This is a genomic window from Pseudobdellovibrionaceae bacterium, assembly GCA_023898385.1.
GTDB lineage: Bacteria > Bdellovibrionota > Bdellovibrionia > Bdellovibrionales > UBA1609.
The window spans coordinates 1,036,222-1,053,480 of sequence record CP060220.1 but is presented as its reverse complement, the minus strand read 5'-3'; the positions used below and the strand labels follow the sequence as shown (position 1 = coordinate 1,053,480).

Below are 17,259 nucleotides of genomic sequence, written 5' to 3'. Positions count from 1 at the left end.
GTAACAAGGCCCGTAATTATTTTTAGTATTTGAGAGAGAAATTCTCTCCCTATTGGGCTTATCAATATTGGCATTGATAGAGAGGACCCATGATGACCTTAGAACAGCAATTGCAGTATCAATTTGCTCGCTCCGAACTTCTCGAGCAGGCACTCACCCATAAAAGCTATCACAATGAAAATCGAGAGAATTCAGTGGGCCACAACGAGCGCCTCGAGTTCTTAGGCGATGCCGTGATAGATCTTTGTTTGAGCCAGTATCTGATGGAGAAGTTCCCCGATTTTCAAGAAGGGGAGCTGTCAAAACTACGAGCGAGCTTGGTCAATGAAAATACTTTGGCTGAAATGGCCGGTGGGTTTCAATTTGATGAACTTCTGAAGTTGGGAAAAGGTGAAATTAGATCGGGCGGCGCTAAAAAACCTCGTCTTTTGGCTTCCGCTTTTGAGGCGGTGGTGGGTAGTGTGTTTTTGGATGCGGGCTACTATCCTGCTCAGGCTCTGGTGGTGCGGTTATTTACCCCTTATTTAGATGATGATCGGGTGAGGACTCTCTATTCGTCAGACTACAAAACGCGCCTGCAAGAGTCTTTGCAGCAACAGCTGCAGATGACACCCGAGTATAGTGTGATTGATGAAAGTGGCCCGGATCATCAAAAAATGTTTGTGGCCCAGGTCCGAGTGGGGGACCGAGTTTTGGCGACGGGCTCAGGAAATAGTAAAAAATCTGCCGAACAGGCGGCTGCGTGTGAAGCGCTAAAGGTGGTTGTATGAGTTATAAAGCAGGATTTGTAGGTCTAGTCGGTCGTCCTAACGCCGGCAAAAGCACCCTGGTTAATTATTTAATTGGTGAAAAAGTAGGTATTGTCACAAGAAAACCACAAACCACACGGCAAAAGGTTTTAGGTGTTTACACAGACGAAAAGATGCAAGCTGTGTTTGTGGATGCTCCAGGTAAAGTGCAGGCAGATAGCGGCCTGAACTTGTTCCTGAAGCAAGAGCTAGAAACTGTTATTTCTGATTCAGATGTTTTGTTGTTGGTCGTGAGCGTGGACGAGAAGTCGCCTGAAAAGATAGACGACATGATCGAAATGGTGGTTGCCAGTAAAAAGCCCTGGGTGGCGTTAATCAACAAAGTGGATATGTCTCAGTACCGGCATAGAGTGCAGATCATAAAAGACAAATTGTCGGCGCTCAATGTGCCTGTGTTTACGGGGTCAGCAAAAAAGGTTGATCGGTTTAAGGATCCGCTGTTTGAAGCGTTAAATGAGAGATTGCCAGAAACCAAAGCGCCGCTTTTTGATAAAGAAATCTACACCACTCAAAATATGCGAGAATATGCTTCAGAAATTATTCGTGAAAAATGTTTTTTAAGTTTGCATCAAGAAATACCCTACGGGCTTGCGGTTAAGATAATAAAGTTTGTTGAAAATGAAGGGCCAACTGTAAAGATCTTTGCAGAGATTTTACTGAATAAAGAAAATCATCGCCCCATGGTTGTGGGCTCTGGCGGAACTTCGTTGCGTAGAATTGGTACGGCTTCTCGAAAAGAACTTGAAAAAGTTTTGGGCCGAAAAGTGTTTTTAGACTTGCACGTGAGAGTGAAAAAAGGCTGGGTGTCTGACGAACGTACAATGATGGAGTTGGGATATGTCGCACAGTAATTCAGGTCGCGTCACACAAGTTGCATTGATTGGGCGCCCCAACGTAGGTAAATCAAGTCTGTTCAATATTCTCACTCGCAGTCGAAAAGCGGTCGTGAAAGATCAGCCTGGTGTGACTCGTGATGTTCTTATTGAGCCCGCCGACTGGTGGGGGAATTGTTTTGATGTGTTCGATACGGGCGGGATTACAGATGCTACCGATGTATTTTCTCCGCTCATAAAAGAACAAGTTTTAGCAACGCTTGAAGGTGTAGATCTCGTTGTAGTGATAATGGACGGGCGGACAGGACTGCTGCCCGAGGATCGAGATATCGTTCGTATAGCAAAAGAAAGTGGAAAGCCATTTATAGTCGCAGTTAATAAGATAGATCAGATGCACGAGGCGCAGCTAAGGCTTTCCGAGTTTTACGAGTTTGGTATTGATTTGATACCCTGTTCATTTGAGCAACGGCTTGGGGTCGACGAGATCGTTGAATGGATCAAAAGTCATTCTGCAGAAGCTTCTGAAAGCACAGTGCGCCAGGGTGTTCGCCTGGCCGTGGTGGGTAAGCCGAATGTGGGTAAAAGTTCACTTTGTAATTATTTGCTTCAGCAAAAGAGATCTCTGGTCTCAGATCAAGCTGGAACAACAGTGGATGCGGTGGAGACCCAATTCACCTATGCAGATCGAGATTATATTTTAGTAGATACGGCCGGTTTGAGGCGTTCAGCTCGACGTAAGAACACGGATGATGGAGTTGAGATCCTATCTGCTTTTAAGTCACAAGAGGCCATTGAAAGAGCGGACATAGTTTTGCTCTTAGTGGATGCAACTGAAGGGCCTTCGGATCAAGATGCAAAAATTGTTCAATATGCCAACGAAAAACATAAGCCTATTATCATGGTGGCTAATAAAATTGATTTAGCTCGAGAGATTCGTCCTGAGCCGAAAAAGTGGTTCCGTCTAAAAGTGGCTGAGCAGTTTCATTTCTTTCCTGATATCCAGGTGGTGTTTACAAGTGCCTTGTCGGGCACTGGGGTGAAAGATTTATTTGCCTGCGTTGATAGTGTGTGGAGCAAAATTCAACTTAAGATATCAACCTCAGAGTTAAACAACTTTTTTTATGAGACGATTCGCCAGGCTCCGGCTCCCGTATGGGGCACAAGAAACGTGAAGTTTTACTACTTGACTCAAACCGAGCAGAAGCCGCCAAGCTTTATTGCATTTGCCAATCATCCGCAAGGAGTGACTCCAGCCTATAGACGGTTTTTGACCAACAAAATCAAAGAACGTTGGAGCCTCCAGGGCGTTCCTGTGCGCATGTTTATTATGAAGAGTGGGGCATGAGGCGAAGCTATTGGGGCACCCGTCTTGGGTTTTACCTTGCAGCGATTGGGTCGGCCTTCGGGCTTGGCAGTCTATGGCGATTTCCCTACGTGGTTGCAGAAAATGGGGGTGCGGCATTTATTTTGTTGTACGCGGCCCTGGTGTTTCTGATTGGACTCCCATTGATCGTGGGCGAGTTATTAATCGGTAAGTTGTCTCGGCAAAGTTTGGTACCCGCTGCCAGACAAACCCAAGGGGATCGTCCAGGCGGCGCTTTTCGCCCGCCTTCGGGTGAGCCGTTGGACCGGTGGCTTTCAAAAGCGGTGACCCATGCGAGTCGGCTCAGTTTATTTCTTTGTCTTGTGGTGTTGTCTTATTACGCCGTGGTGAGTGGGTGGGTGCTGTATTTTTTTATGAAATACTTGATGGCTTGGCCAGGGCTGATTGCCATGGAAAGCAGTGAGGCATTGAATCTTTTAAAATCCAAGGGTTGGTTGCAGGTGTTGTTGGCTAGCGTTCATCTGCTAGTGGTGATAGTGGTGGTGGCCCGCGATGTGGAAGAGGGTATTGAGCGATGGGTGGGATATATGATGCCGCTCTTTGTGGTGTTGTTATTGGCTCTTATTGCCAAGTCTTTAACTTTAGAGACGAACACGGTGGCTCTTCGGTTTTTGCTGTATCCTGATTTTTCAAAGTTGACCCTGTCCTCTTTGGGACATGCCGTCGGTCACGTGTTTTTTGCTTTAAGTCTGGGTTTTGGGACAATGGTGACTTTTGGCAGTTACTTAAGAAAAGAGTCTTCCATTCCCATTGCCGGGTTTCGAGTGGCGACATTAGATTCTTTTATTTCCATATTTGCCTGTTTATTGATTTTCCCTTTGGTCTTTTCTATTTCTGAGCAAGTGGATGGGCCGGAGATGCTTTTTAAAACTGTGCCCACCTTTTTTGCCCAGATACCGGGTGGTGATTGGTTAGGTCTTGCATTTTTTCTTTGTCTCTATTTAGCCTCATTGGGCGCCAGTATAGGTCTATTAGAAACAGTCGTGGCCAATTTAAATGACTGTTACCGTATTCCGCGTCCAAAAGCCGCGTGGATGATGGGGTTGATCTGTTTTATAGTGGCCTTATTCCCGGCATTGTCATCCACGGCACTGAGTGAGGTGACATATCGAGGTCGAGGGTTTTTAGAATTGTTGGATGCGGCTTTGATCAACTGGATTTTGCCTCTGCTAGGGTTAGTAGTGAGCCTGTTGGTGAGTTATTGGATGAGTGATAAAGTGCGACGCCAAGAATTTGTGGATGCGCAAAGTCCAGTGTCGGCACGACTTTATTCGCATTGGCGCTTTGCTTTAAAGTGGATTGTTCCCGCTGTTATTATTGTGTCGTTAAGTTTACAGGCTGTTCATCTTTTTAGAAATTAACACCAAGAATAACACTGGCATTCATGAAGTCACCAGCCAATTTGATTCCCAATGGTTCGTTGGTGTCTAAGACAGCATTAGTTCCTTCATCCGGAAAGTTAACCAGTTGATAGGTTCCCTGTAGGCCCAGATACATTTTTCTTCGCATGAGCGGTAGCTCAATTCCCAGTCCCACATCAAACCCAGTGGCTTTGTCTTCACCAAAATTAGTGGCTCCGTCAATAAATGACTTTCTTGATACTTGAGAGACTCCACCCACTAAGTAGGGATTCAATATGGCAAGACCGCGGGTCACGTTCTGCGTGTTTAAGTAGTACTTCAACGATAGGCTTATTGCCGAAATAGAGGCTGAGCCAGTGATGGTGGGTGTGCTGCTATTGGGAATTTGATAGCTTACCGTATGATTGCTGCCGGTTTGATAGCCAAGTTGAAAGGCAAACCGCAGATCAAAGAAGTAACTGAGAAAAACACCAAAGGTCATGGAGTTTTGAAAAAACTGTTGCCACTCGCCGGTCATCATTCGCATGCCGCCGGTAAATCCTATTGTGAAAAAACGACCGTGCCGAAAGAAATTGATGTCAGCCTCTTCTTCTGTGGCTTCGTCAAACTCGCTGTAATCAATAAACGGGTCGTAGGCGTCCACTTCGGCTTGGGCAAATTCATAGTTGCCGAGGGCGCGGTAAGAGGCCAAAGAAGTTTGGCTAAAGACCAACACAGTGAAAAAGAGCAACAACGCTGCAAACAAACGGTTTTTCATTAGGACCATGGCAATTCAACCCCTTGTGTCCTTATGTTAGCAAGATCAGGTAAGAACTCGCATCATATTTATGCGATACTGGGCTGTTGACCCTCTGCTTTGGTCGAGGTGCGCCTAGGTTAATTATTGTCAAAGCCCCTTAGAACTTCGATGAGAGCATTCAGGGCGTCAGTGACGGTGAAGATTCCCATATAGTCATTTTCTGGATCTAGTACGATGGCGCTGCCAAGTTTCTTTTCTGACATTTTAAAAACCACCTCATCCAAAGAAACATTGGGGTCTACAATATACACTTCACCAGTCATAATGTCTCCGGCCCGTAGGCGGCCGGCTTCTTTAAATGTGGCTGCTAGCTTAAGATCACCATCACTGATTATGCCCACAGGTTGATTGCCGTCGATCACGGGCACGTGTCGAATCCCTTCTGTTCTCATGATATCCAGAATTTCACCCACCATCGTGTCTGGTTTCACTGAAATGGGACTGGGTGTGCTGTACTCTTCGACGGGAATTTCTTTAATTCTCTGTAATGGCATGGTTAACCTCCGACATAAGGCTTTTCATCACATAAGCATTCTAGGTTTATCCATATCAATAAACTTTAAGATTGGCACCACAGATACTTGAAAATCTTAAAGAATTAAACCAGAAGGCGGCTTTTGGGTCTGGTCTGATTTCAAGCCAACTTGACAATCTGCACCTAAGGGCAGTTCAATAGATAGTGCGAAATCCAGATTCGACGTTTCAGCCAAGGAGGGCCTATGATACGCGGGATTTGTATAGTCATAGCAATGACTTTTTTTGGGCAAGGCCAGGCCAACGGCGATCCACTCCCTTCGCTTTTTTGGGTAAAGGCAAAAGCCGCCAATAAATATGAGCGAACGCAATTGTCTAATATGGGTTTGTCTATTGAGGGTGTCGGAGATGAAGCGGTCACCGGCTTTGCTATTGAATCCGAGGTGGAACAGATAAGAAAGCAAGGTCTTTTGATTTCAGTCCAGCCCATGGACGAATCTTTTTTAGATTTTCCCAGTGATGATGAAGAGTTTCACAATTATTCGGAGTTAGTTTCTGAAATAAAAACTCTCAGCGATCAAAATCCAAGTATTTTTAGTATGCAATCCATAGGGAAAAGCCATGAGGGGCGTGATATTTGGGTTATCCGTATTGGGATGGATGACAGTGCGGATAAACCGGCCGCCCTATTCATGGGAGGCCATCACGCCAGAGAACATCTTTCGGTAGAAACACCTTTGAACCTAGCTAAGTATTTGGTGTCAGAATACCGCAACGGAAATACCAAGGTGGCGTCATGGGTTCAAAACCGAATTGTGTACATCATACCGCTAGTTAATCCAGATGGCGCGGAGTACGATATTGAGTCTTGTTCGCGTTACTGTATGTGGCGTAAGAATCGATCTCGAGACAAGGGGGGCAGCTACGGTGTGGATTTGAATCGCAACTATGGCTATCTATGGGGAACTGTAGGGTCAAGCCCCAATCCCCGCAGTGACACTTACCGGGGGCCGTCAGCTTTTAGTGAGCCAGAAACCAAGGCCGTAAGAGATTTTATCGATGCCCGCCCAAATATCACCACACTATTAACTTTTCATAGCTTTTCAGAACTCATACTTTACCCCTGGGGTCACACCTACGATGATGTGGCTAATATTAAAGACCGAGAGCTATTTCAAACCATGGCTCAAACCATGGCGGGATGGAACAACTACACGCCTCAACAGAGTTCCGACCTCTACCTGACTAGCGGTGACACCGTTGATTGGGCCTACGGGGAGCACGGCATTATTGGTTTCACCTTCGAACTGGACCCCTCCAGTATGTGGGAGGGTGGATTTTACCCAGGGCAAAGCTATATTGACAGGGTCTTTCAGAAAAACATAAAGCCCTTAGAGTATCTCATTGAGTATTCAGACAATCCCTACAGGGTGCTTGAACCAGTGCACTTTGCCTATGGATTGAGCACACCGTTAATTGATTGAAAACCCAAATCAATCCTGTTAGTTAGAGGGCCAGACTAGGTGCAGCTCACCGACAGGATGAGGTCCTCAGCGGGACACCCGCCCAAAACCCATCTGGCACGAGTGGCCGCATGTCGTCTTCGGATTGCGTCAACCAAAGGTTGCCGCAACCCGGATACGCCATGCACATCGTGAGATGAGTTTTGGGCGGGTGTTCCGCTGAGGACCTCATCCTGTCGGCGAACTGCATCGATCTTAGTGAAGGTTTTTTGCCTTCGAAGAGGAGCGCGGGGTGGCCCTTGATTATAAAAAAGCTGGCGTAGATATAGCTGCCGGCGAAGCATTGGTTGATTGGCTTAAATCAGAATCCCAAGGTTCACAGCCCCATCAAGAGCGTTTGGTCTCAGGTATTGGTGGATTTGCAGCGCTGTTTCGAGCGCAGTTTCCGGAAATGAAAAAACCGTGTTTAGTCAGTGCCACCGATGGCGTGGGAACCAAGTTAAAATTAGCTGTTGAGTTTGATCGCTATGAGGGTATTGGGCAGGACCTTGTGGCCATGTGTGTGAACGATCTTATTTGCTGTGGGGCTCGGCCACTTTTCTTTCTTGATTATTATGCCGTTGGCCAACTGGATTTGAATCGAGCCAAGGTGTTTCTCTCGGGCTTACGCAATGCTTGTGTGGAATCAGACTGCGCACTCATTGGTGGCGAAACCGCTGAGATGCCCGGTGTGTATCAAGGGAAAGATTTTGATTGTGCAGGATTTGCGGTGGGCGTAGTGGATGAGGATAAAGTTCTTGGTGCCCATCGCGTACAAGAAGGTGATGTCCTTGTGGGCGTGCCTAGTTCGGGGTTTCATAGTAATGGATATTCGCTCTTGCGCCAGGTGTTTGTAGAGGATCGAAGCGAGTGGGTAGATGAATTGTTAAAACCCACTGCACTGTATGTGAAGGCCTTGCATGAGGTGTTGAGTGTTTCTGATCAAGTGCATGCGGTGGCACATATTACCGGCGGCGGTATGGATAATCTTTTGCGCGTGTTGCCCGATGGGTTTTCGGCAATACTTCGCCCGTGGGATATTCCAAAACCTTTTAAGGTGGTGCAAGAGCGGGCGCAGTTAAGCCAGGAACAGCTTTTAAAAACTTTCAACTGCGGCGTTGGTATGATCTTGGTGGTTTCGCCATCTCAGGCCAGCGCCATTCATCAGTCTCTGCGCCGTTCCGGTTTTTCCAGTTTTGACCTTGGAGAGGTGGTGGCCTCACCAGGACAGGAGAAACAATGGCAACTCTAGGGCATAAGCCAGATGTGGTACTTGTGTCGGTTTTTGGCCGCGGAAATTGGTTGGCCGCAGAGTTAAAGAATGAAGGTTTTTCTGTCACATTAATTGATCTATCAGGGTCCATGGGCCGTTGGGCTCCGGAAGATTGGGAAGGTCCATTTGGTCTTTTTCGATCTGAATCGTTGCGGCCGTCTCAGTTTTCACGATTGATTGAAGAGGATTATCAAGATGCCATGGACCGGGGTTTTGCCGTCTGGTTGAAGCAGGGGCCATTGGAGCTAACTGGCCCCTTGACGGGATTTATGTTAGATCGCCTCGATGTCAGTGATGAGCTTCGTCACTATTTGATGGATTTTGACTCGGCCAATGAATCAGCAAAGAGCCAATGGCGGCAGATGTTTCAAGATAGGCCCTTTCAATCCACGTGGTTGGCGCAATTAGCTCACAACCTGGCCAGTCCTGTGTTTATCTCTAGTGCTCAATCTGTGACTCGTGGTCGGCCGTTACCTTTATTTTCTCCTTTGTTTGTCCGTCGTGTGACTCGTCGTGGTCGAGAAAAATCTTTGGACTGGCTAGAGAGTATTGGCGTAACGGTCCACCGCGATGCAGAGGCGGTGGACTTAAACATCCAAGGTCGGCTGATGCAGGGAGTGGAGATTCAAGGTAAACATTCGGGCTTTGTAGGTGGCGAAAACTTTGTGTGGATGCTGACAGGAGAAGAAACCGCTCATTGTCATTCTAACTTAACGGCGCAGCTTTTTCCGAAAGGATTTGTCAGTCCTAAGTGGGGATGGATGCGTTTTCGACTTCGGGTACAAGAAGGGCCTTACCTTGACAGTATGCCGGGTTATTTTGTGCTTATTAATGACCTTTGTTTGCCGTGGTCTCATGCCAACTTGAGTGTGGTGCAAAAATCTGTGAGTGCTCGAGATTTTGATTGCTGGGTCAGAGTGCCCACAAATCATCGATTTCAAAAAGAGTATCTCAGTAACATTGGTGATGAACTGGTGCGACAGTTTTCTGAAAGACTGCCGGGGTCTTCGCCTGAAGTTTCTGAGATGCCTCAAGATTACAAATACGACTCTTCGGAGTTAGGCCCGCCGCGGTTTCCCGTGTATGAGCCAGAGGATATAAAGAATATCTCTCGAACTGTAGCTTCTAACTTGTATTTTGATGGTCCTGAGCTGTGGGAGCTTTTGGATTGGACAGGCCAGTTTTCCCATCAAGATAAAGTGCTGTCACAGATTATTGACTGGCGAGTCCGAAAAGAAAAAGCCTCTGCAAAGTCCGCCCAAGAAACCTCAAAGGAGGCGAGCCTGTGATTGATAGGTACACGCGAAAAGAAATGGGAGATATTTGGGACTTGGAACACAAGTTTCAAACTATGATGCAAGTCGAGATTGCCGTGGCGGAAGTAGAAGCGGAGCTAGGCATGATACCTAAGGCGGCAGCACAGGCAATTAAAAAGAAAGCTCAATTTTCTGTAGAGAGAATTGCCGAGATTGAGAAAACGACGAAACATGATGTGATCGCCTTTGTCAGTAACTTAGCTGAAAACGTTGGGCCACACGGGCGTTATATACACTATGGGCTCACCTCATCAGATGTTATTGATACCGCACTGAGTTTGCAAATACGCGATGCCTATTCTGTTTTGAAAAAGTCCATGCAACGCTATGAAAAGGCCTTAAATCGCCAGAGCAAAAAATATGCAGACACCCTATGCTCTGGCCGAACCCACGGCATGCACGCGGAGCCCACCACGTTTGGTCTAAAGCTGGCTGGGTTTTTGGCAGAATTCCAACGCAACAAAGCCCGTTTGGATCGTGCCGTAGAAGGGATATTGATTGGAAAGCTCAGCGGGGCAGTGGGTACCTACTCAGCCCTCGGCATGAATGTTGAGAAAAAAGTCTGCAAAAAATTAAAGTTAAAACCAGAAACCATCGCCACACAAGTGATCCCCCGTGATCGACATGCCGAACTCATGAATGCCATCGCCTTAATGGGGGCCGGCCTGGAAAGAGTGTCCGTGGAGCTTCGACATTTACAACGCACAGAAGTTTATGAGGTGACGGAGGGATTTAGTAGGGGTCAAAAAGGGTCCAGTGCGATGCCTCACAAAAAAAATCCCATCAGTAGTGAAAACTTGACGGGCGCGGCCAGGCTGCTTCGCTCCTATGCTCAGGCCGCCATGGAAAACGTAGCACTTTGGCATGAACGAGATATCAGTCACTCCTCTGTAGAGAGAGTGGTGTTTCCAGATGCCTTTATTTTGTGTGATTATGCTCTAGACCGAATGGCTGGCGTTATTGAAAATATCGTGGTCGATAAAGATCGTATGCTAAAAAATATGGATTTGTCGCAGGGACAGCTCTTTTCATCTCACGTGTTGTTGTTGCTCGTGAAGAAAGGTCTTTCTCGGGAAGAAGCTTACAAAATGGTTCAACGGTTAAGCCATGCCTTGCAGCCAGGAGACCATCTGCGCGATCAGTTATATGCCGATAAAGAAGTGCGAGATCTGCTTTCTAAAAGTGAGATTGATGAGGTCTTTTCGGGCAAGGCCCATAAACAGCAGATTAAGAAACTGATTCAAAATGTGACTGCAGGAGGCCAGACGTGACTTGGACAAAGGGTGAGTTTCAATATGAGGGCAAGGCCAAGCGCGCTTACTTAGTGAAAGAAGACGAAGGTAAGCTGTGGCTAGAATTTAAAGACAGCCTTACCGCTTTTAACGGGCAAAAAACAGGAAGCTTTGCCAAAAAAGGAGCAATCAATTGTCAGATCACTGCTTTGGCTTTTAAGGTTTTGAAAGAAAATGATGTGCCCAGCCACTTTGTAGAGCAAGTTTCAGAAACCGAAATGATCGGCGACAAATTAAAGATCATTCCCCTTGAGGTGGTGGTGAGAAATCGGCTGGCGGGGTCAACGGCGAAAAAGTTTGGCATTAAAGAAGGGTCTCCCTTAGAGCAACCCCTTGTGGAATTTTACTACAAAAACGATGATTTGCAGGATCCTTTTGTCAGTGATGATCAGGCGTTAATGCTGAAAGCTGTTTCTGAGCAAAAAAGCTTAAATGAACTTAAAGATCGAACAAGACGGATCAATAAAATCTTGTTGAATTTCTTCGCCAGCGCTGGGCTTGACCTTGTGGACTTTAAGCTAGAGTTCGGTTGGAGCGCCAATGGTGAAATGGTGCTCGGAGATGAAATCACGCCAGACACTTGCCGCCTTTGGGACAAGGTGAGTGGTGAACGTATGGATAAAGATCGTTTTCGTAGAGATTTGGGGAATGTTGCAGAGACATACCAAGAAGTTTTAAATCGCTTAAAGGCATGTTGGGAGTAAGAGCAGATGCGAATAGGTGTAAAGATTTTGCCACGGAATGAAGTTTTGGATTCACAGGGGCGGGCAGTGGAGCGGACGTTGGCCCATCATGGAAAGTCCCTCGAGTCGGTCCGGGTGGGAAAATACGTGCAACTTGATATCGATGCCCCCACCGAAGAGGCCGCGCTAGAAAAAGCAAAAGAGGTTGCGGAATTTGTGCTCTACAACCCACTCATAGAGTCTTACGAGCTGGAAGTATTGTCATGAAGAAGCGATTGGGGATAGTTCGATTTTTAGGAACCAATTGCGATCGCGATATTTGGCAGGCCGCAGAGTTAGCTGGGCTTCAACCCGAGTGGCTTTGGTACCAAGATCAATTTGATGCCAAAAACTATTCCGGCTTGGTCATTCCTGGAGGATTTAGTTATGGCGACTATCTCCGTTGTGGGGCATTGGCCGCGAAGGCGCCAGTGATGAGTTCGGTGCGGCAGGCGGCCCATCAAGGCGTTCCGATTTTGGGTATTTGTAATGGCTTTCAGATTTTGTGTGATTCCGGTCTGTTGCCTGGCGCCTTGGTGCGTAATGAAAGTTTGCGGTTTGTGGATCGCTGGGTGGGGCTTCGTCAAGTGAATAGATGTTCTCATTGGGCGGGCGCTACAATGGCTGATGAACTACGATTGCCTGTGGCCCATGGTGAGGGCCGGTATTATGTTGAAGAAGATCAGCTGAAAAAATTGTTTGATGATGAACAGGTATGGTGGACTTATACGGAAAACCCCAATGGCTCGATCCATGATATTGCCGGTGTCATGGATAAAACAAAAACTGTGGCCGGTTTAATGCCTCATCCCGAGCGAGCGGTTGCGGATTGGATGGGAAGCAAAGCGGGTTTGCAGTTTTTTAGCACTTTGGTTTAAGGCGAGGTGAATTTTGAATCTTTCGGAAAAATTGCAGCATTACAGAATCAACGAGCAAGAATATGCGCAAATTGAAAAAATATTGGGTCGTCCCCCAGAGGGTCTAGAATGGCCTGTGTTCTCAGCCCTTTGGAGTGAGCATTGCAGCTACAAAAGTTCTAAGGTTCACTTAAAAAAGTTTTTTTCTAAAAACGACAGAGTTCTTGAAAGTTTTGGGGAAAACGCCGGTGTTATTGATTTGGGTGAAGGCGAAAGAGTCGCCTTTAAGATGGAAAGCCATAATCATCCCAGTTTCATTGAGCCCTATGAAGGTGCCGCCACTGGAGTGGGTGGCATACTTCGAGATATTTTCACCATGGGAGCCAGGCCGGTGGCACTGGCCAACTATCTTTGTTTCGGCGAGCCTTCGGCGGACCGTATGGAGGCTCTTGTTGATGGCGTCGTCCGTGGCATTGGTGGATACGGCAACTGTGTGGGTGTACCCACGATTACAGGACAAACAGAATTTCACTCTTCCTACAATGGCAATATCCTGGTGAATGCGTTTGCGTTGGGTTTATTTCGGCAGGGAGAGAAAGTGTTTACGGCGTCGGCCAGTGGAGTAGGCAACTACGTGGTGTATGTGGGAGCTAAAACAGGTAAAGATGGTGTGCATGGAGCCAGCATGGCCAGTGAGTCTTTTGACGAAGACAGTGAGAGTAAAAAACCCACCATTCAAAAGGGCGATCCATTTTTTGAAAAGCTCCTCATAGAAAGTTGTATTGAAGTGATGAATGCCGGGCTTGTAGAAGGTATTCAGGATATGGGAGCGGCAGGGCTGACCAGTTCTAGTTTTGAAATGGCGGCCAAGGGCCGCGTGGGATTTCAGCTGCATCTAGATAAGGTGCCGGTGCGCGATTCTTCCATCACGCCGGAAGAGATTTTGCTGTCAGAAAGCCAAGAGCGAATGCTCTTGATATGCAAACCAGAAAACTATTCGGCCCTACAGGCGAGATTTCATCACTGGGATCTAGACGCGGAGGTCATCGGTGAGGTGATTGCAAACCCTGTAATTGAAATGCACTGGCACAATGAAAAGCTTGCCGAAATTGCACCTCAAAAAGTGGTTGATGAGGCTCCTGTTTATGAGCGTCCTTTTGTAGAATGGACACCAAAAAATCGGGTGGACTCCCCAGCGAGTTGGCCTCACAAGACCTACAAAAACAGCAGCGAACTGTTAGAGGTTTTAAACAGTGCCATGGGCGGTGGTCGAAATTGGGTTTTTCAACAATATGATCAGCGTGTGGGTGGTAAAACAGTTCGTGATGCGGAATCTTCTGTTGGAGTGATTCGCTTGCCCGACTCAGGCCGAGCCCTTGGCGTTGTGTTGGGCTGTCGTCCTCACGTGATGCGGTTTGATGCTGAAGTGGGTGGACAAGATGCCGTGGCGTATCCGGCTTTAGAGCTCGCAGCAAAGGGCTTTTTGCCATTAGCCGTAACGGATTGTTTGAATTTTGGAAACCCAGAAAAACCTCATGTTATGGGTGAGTTTGTGGCTGCTGTTGAGGCAATGAGCGAGCAATGTAGAGCTCTTAATGCACCAGTGATCAGTGGTAACGTGAGTTTGTACAACGAAACTTTGGGCGAAAATATCACATCCACACCATCCACGGGTGTGGTGGGTTTATGTGATTCAGTGAGCGATATTCCTAGAGATCAATTCGTAAACGAGGGCGACAAGGTGTATTTACTGCAACTGAATCAACTCACGCTGAATGGTCTTCGTGCAGAGAATAAAGGCGATGCCTTGCAGGGTTTTGGTCAATTAAACGCAAGCCAGCTGGCCGATGCCGTGGACGAGCTGCGACAGTTGGTGCTTAAGGGGACCATTTCAGCAAGCCGTGTAGTGGGTAAGTTTGGTCTTGGCTATGCGTTATCTCGCATGTGTCTAGGCGGATGGGGATGTGAGGTTAACACCAGCTTACCTTTGGCAGAAGAACGTCTTTACGAAGTTGTAGTCACAGGCAAGGAGCCTCTTCCACCTCTAGATATTTGGACGTCTACGGAACTGGGTTTTGTTGCGGGTTCTCAGTTAAAGGTGAATAGTGTTTTAGAGTGTCCCATTGAGGATTTAAAAAAGGCCTATATGGGGTCTTGGGAGAAACATTTTGCGAACTTGGCGTGAAGAATGTGCAGTCATGGGCGTTTGGGGTGATCCTGAAGCCAGTCGAATGGTTTATCTTGGCCTTTACGCTCAACAACATCGTGGCCAAGAATCCGCAGGTATTGTGAGCCTGAGTGAGGGAAAACACATTCATCACAAAGGCCTGGGGCACGTGGGTGAGGTTTTTCAAGAAGATGATTTAGAGCGCTTATCTGGTTTTGCGGCCATCGGGCACAATCGGTACTCCACAACGGGAGTGAATCAGCTCACCAATGCCCAGCCCCTAACGGCCCAGTTGTTTAACGGTCCTGTGGCCATTGCTCACAACGGGAATATTGTGAATGCCCACTTCGTTCGCGAGCAGCTAAAAGCAGAAGGGGCTATTTTTCAGGGCACCAATGACACCGAGGTGTTGCTGCACCTTGTGGCAAGAAACCCGAGCAACGATTTAATAGCCTGCCTTAAGCATGCGGCCCAACGACTTGAGGGGGCATACAGTACAGTGGTCTTGAATAAAGATCGAATGGTGGCCATGCGTGATCCCAGGGGTTTTCGGCCATTGGTGTTGGGAATTCGAAAGCTTGACGGTGGTAGTGAGTCTTACGTGATCGCCTCAGAAACCTGTGCCTTTGATCTCATTGGAGCCCGCTACGTTCGAGAGATAGAACCTGGCGAAGTGTTTTGGGTGGATCAAGATGGCGAGCATTCCGAGCGTTTTGCAGACCTTCCTGAAAAAACGGCCTGTTGCGTTTTTGAACACGTTTATTTTTCAAGACCGGACTCTGTGGTTTTCGGCACCAGTGTTTATGAGAACAGAAAAAACATGGGCCGTATTTTGGCAAAAGAGCATCCTATAGAAGCAGATATTGTTATGCCCGTGCCCGACAGTGGCGTGCCCGCCGCCCTTGGTTACAGCGAAGAAAGCGGCATTCCATTTGAGTTGGGTATTATTCGCAATCACTATATTGGGCGTACATTTATTCAACCCAGCCAATCTATTCGCAGCTTTGGAGTAAAGATCAAACACAATCCTCAGCGCCGCGTACTTGAAGGCAAACGAGTGGTGGTGGTGGATGACTCATTGGTGCGAGGGACCACTAGTCAAAAGCTGATCGGGCTCATCAGGCAGGCCGGAGCCAAAGAAGTGCACTTTCGAATTGCATCACCTCCCACAACGGGGGCCTGTTACTACGGCGTGGACACTCCAAAGCGGTCAAAACTCATTGCCGCCACCCATAGTACGGATGAAATCCGCCAGTTCGTCAACGCCGACACACTCAGTTACTTGAGTCGCGAGGGCCTCATGCAAGCCGTAGGCGGCGAACGCACAGGCTATTGCGCCGCCTGCTTCGACGGCAACTACCCCACAGACCTATTCGGCCTAGACTAATCAAAAGGTATCCCTTCCCTTTTTGCGTTGCGGGTGGTCATTCGGTTTTTTAGGGGCAGTCCTTATTTAGATTTTTGGATGCATTAGTGGGTTTGATCATCGCCTTTCGCGGTTTAATTTTGGTCATTCTTACTTTTCGATATGGGAGGTCCCGTTGTTCGATTACTTCGTCCAGGTCCTCATCGCATAAACGGGGGGGATGTTTAATGTATCTGTAGAGTGGGGACGGGGTGATTTGCCGGCTTGCAACGCAAAAAGGAAAGGGATACCTTTTGGGGTGGAGGTTCGTCTATGGAACAACTGTTTGGTGATATGTGGGATGATTATTTAAAGCTCAACCCTTTGGCGCAGAAGGTGTACCGCCTTTTTACGGAACGAGGGGAGGCTGTGGTTAATGATCACATCGCTCTTCGCACATTTAACTTACCCAAGGTGAATATGGATCGGTTGGCAAAAGTATTTGTTGAAAATGGTTATGAAGAAAAAGGCCAGTATTCCTTTGAGGCAAAAAAACTCAACGCCAAACACTATGAGGCAAAAGATACTCGAGCGCCCAAAGTGTTTATAAGTGAGTTAAAAGTGGAGACTTTTTCGAAAGGATTGCAAGACAAGGTGGCTCACTTTGTAGATCAGATCGATGAGTCAACTCTTTTAGACTCTCACTTTGTAATGTCGGGTCGCCCATGGACGCTTTCGTACGCGGATTATCAAGCCTTGCTCAGTGAAAGTGAGTATGCCGCTTGGCTTGCGGCCTTTGGGTATCGGCCAAACCATTTTACGGTGTACGTAAACGCATTAAAAACGCTACCGAGTATTCAGGCAGTGAACGACTTCTTGGAAGAGCACGGAGTTAGTCTCAATTCCTCGGGCGGAAAAATAAAAGGCACTCCCGAAGAGGGTCTAGTTCAATCCTCCACATTGGCCAATCATGTGGTGGTGAAGTTTAGTGACGGCGAGCGTGAAATTCCATCGTGTTATTACGAATTTGCACAGCGGTTTCCAATTAACGGGAGCGAGTACACAGGTTTTATCGCGCAGAGTGCTGACAAGATATTTGAAAGCACCAATACATCAAAAGATTAG

The 17,259-nt window shown here is 47.3% G+C and carries 16 protein-coding genes; 14 read left to right on the top strand and 2 right to left on the bottom strand.

Going from position 1 to position 17,259, the window contains the following annotated elements:
* Positions 1–89 precede the first annotated feature (89 nt).
* The 4 genes from rnc to H6626_04485 are packed head-to-tail and all read left to right on the top strand — an operon-like array spanning position 90 to position 4,387.
* Positions 90–770, top strand: coding sequence for a ribonuclease III (rnc, locus tag H6626_04500; GenBank protein ID USN48355.1), 681 nt, complete (start codon positions 90–92; stop codon positions 768–770).
* A complete protein-coding gene (gene era / locus H6626_04495; GenBank protein USN48354.1) occupies positions 767–1,660 on the top strand; it encodes a GTPase Era in 894 nt (297 codons plus the stop codon). Before rnc ends, era begins: the two co-directional genes overlap by 4 nt.
* Positions 1,647–2,987 carry a ribosome biogenesis GTPase Der gene (der, locus tag H6626_04490; protein ID USN48353.1) on the top strand — a complete coding sequence of 447 codons (1,341 nt, stop codon included), beginning with the start codon at positions 1,647–1,649 and terminating at the stop codon, positions 2,985–2,987. Before era ends, der begins: the two co-directional genes overlap by 14 nt.
* Positions 2,984–4,387, top strand: a complete 1,404-nt coding sequence (locus H6626_04485) for a sodium-dependent transporter (GenBank protein USN48352.1) — start codon at positions 2,984–2,986, stop codon at positions 4,385–4,387. The genes der and H6626_04485 overlap by 4 nt, the downstream gene beginning before the upstream one ends.
* On the opposite strand, the gene H6626_04480 is transcribed toward H6626_04485, so the two are convergent.
* Together H6626_04480 and H6626_04475 are read right to left on the bottom strand one after the other, a co-directional pair.
* Positions 4,377–5,153 carry an outer membrane beta-barrel protein gene (locus H6626_04480; protein USN48351.1) on the bottom strand — a complete coding sequence of 259 codons (777 nt, stop codon included), beginning with the start codon at positions 5,151–5,153 and terminating at the stop codon, positions 4,377–4,379. The two genes, H6626_04485 and H6626_04480, sit on opposite strands and share 11 nt — an antisense overlap.
* Before the next feature lie 110 nt (positions 5,154–5,263).
* A complete protein-coding gene (locus H6626_04475; protein USN48350.1) occupies positions 5,264–5,680 on the bottom strand; it encodes a CBS domain-containing protein in 417 nt (138 codons plus the stop codon).
* A 225-nt stretch (positions 5,681–5,905) separates the two neighbouring features.
* Between H6626_04475 and H6626_04470 the strand changes: the two genes are divergently transcribed.
* The 10 genes from H6626_04470 to H6626_04425 all read left to right on the top strand — a co-directional run bounded on the left by H6626_04470 (position 5,906) and on the right by H6626_04425 (position 17,259).
* Positions 5,906–7,144, top strand: coding sequence for a zinc carboxypeptidase (locus H6626_04470; protein USN48349.1), 1,239 nt, complete (start codon positions 5,906–5,908; stop codon positions 7,142–7,144).
* A gap of 271 nt (positions 7,145–7,415) precedes the next feature.
* Entirely contained in the window at positions 7,416–8,414 is a 999-nt protein-coding gene (locus tag H6626_04465) for a phosphoribosylformylglycinamidine cyclo-ligase (protein ID USN48348.1), read from the top strand.
* Positions 8,402–9,724 (top strand): hypothetical protein, encoded by a 1,323-nt coding sequence (locus tag H6626_04460; protein USN48347.1) that lies wholly within the window; start codon positions 8,402–8,404, stop codon positions 9,722–9,724. Before H6626_04465 ends, H6626_04460 begins: the two co-directional genes overlap by 13 nt.
* Positions 9,721–11,022, top strand: coding sequence for an adenylosuccinate lyase (locus tag H6626_04455; GenBank protein USN48346.1), 1,302 nt, complete (start codon positions 9,721–9,723; stop codon positions 11,020–11,022). Before H6626_04460 ends, H6626_04455 begins: the two co-directional genes overlap by 4 nt.
* Positions 11,019–11,747 (top strand): phosphoribosylaminoimidazolesuccinocarboxamide synthase, encoded by a 729-nt coding sequence (locus H6626_04450; protein ID USN48345.1) that lies wholly within the window; start codon positions 11,019–11,021, stop codon positions 11,745–11,747. Before H6626_04455 ends, H6626_04450 begins: the two co-directional genes overlap by 4 nt.
* A 6-nt stretch (positions 11,748–11,753) precedes the next feature.
* Positions 11,754–11,993, top strand: a complete 240-nt coding sequence (gene purS, locus H6626_04445) for a phosphoribosylformylglycinamidine synthase subunit PurS (GenBank protein USN48344.1) — start codon at positions 11,754–11,756, stop codon at positions 11,991–11,993.
* Positions 11,990–12,643: a phosphoribosylformylglycinamidine synthase subunit PurQ gene (gene purQ, locus H6626_04440; GenBank protein ID USN48343.1), complete on the top strand. Its 654-nt coding sequence runs from the start codon at positions 11,990–11,992 to the stop codon at positions 12,641–12,643. Before purS ends, purQ begins: the two co-directional genes overlap by 4 nt.
* A 13-nt stretch (positions 12,644–12,656) precedes the next feature.
* A complete protein-coding gene (gene purL, locus H6626_04435; protein ID USN48342.1) occupies positions 12,657–14,807 on the top strand; it encodes a phosphoribosylformylglycinamidine synthase subunit PurL in 2,151 nt (716 codons plus the stop codon).
* Entirely contained in the window at positions 14,788–16,176 is a 1,389-nt protein-coding gene (locus H6626_04430) for an amidophosphoribosyltransferase (protein ID USN48952.1), read from the top strand. The genes purL and H6626_04430 overlap by 20 nt, the downstream gene beginning before the upstream one ends.
* Before the next feature lie 291 nt (positions 16,177–16,467).
* Positions 16,468–17,259, top strand: a complete 792-nt coding sequence (locus H6626_04425) for a DUF1338 domain-containing protein (protein ID USN48341.1) — start codon at positions 16,468–16,470, stop codon at positions 17,257–17,259.

Coding starts and splice junctions, on each gene's coding strand:
- rnc (USN48355.1), top strand. CDS start 90: ATGATGACCTTAGAACAGCAATTGCAGTATCAATTTGCTCGCTCCGAA.
- era (USN48354.1), top strand. CDS start 767: ATGAGTTATAAAGCAGGATTTGTAGGTCTAGTCGGTCGTCCTAACGCC.
- der (USN48353.1), top strand. CDS start 1,647: ATGTCGCACAGTAATTCAGGTCGCGTCACACAAGTTGCATTGATTGGG.
- H6626_04485 (USN48352.1), top strand. CDS start 2,984: ATGAGGCGAAGCTATTGGGGCACCCGTCTTGGGTTTTACCTTGCAGCG.
- H6626_04480 (USN48351.1), bottom strand. CDS start 5,153: ATGGTCCTAATGAAAAACCGTTTGTTTGCAGCGTTGTTGCTCTTTTTC.
- H6626_04475 (USN48350.1), bottom strand. CDS start 5,680: ATGCCATTACAGAGAATTAAAGAAATTCCCGTCGAAGAGTACAGCACA.
- H6626_04470 (USN48349.1), top strand. CDS start 5,906: ATGATACGCGGGATTTGTATAGTCATAGCAATGACTTTTTTTGGGCAA.
- H6626_04460 (USN48347.1), top strand. CDS start 8,402: ATGGCAACTCTAGGGCATAAGCCAGATGTGGTACTTGTGTCGGTTTTT.
- purS (USN48344.1), top strand. CDS start 11,754: ATGCGAATAGGTGTAAAGATTTTGCCACGGAATGAAGTTTTGGATTCA.
- purQ (USN48343.1), top strand. CDS start 11,990: ATGAAGAAGCGATTGGGGATAGTTCGATTTTTAGGAACCAATTGCGAT.
- H6626_04425 (USN48341.1), top strand. CDS start 16,468: ATGGAACAACTGTTTGGTGATATGTGGGATGATTATTTAAAGCTCAAC.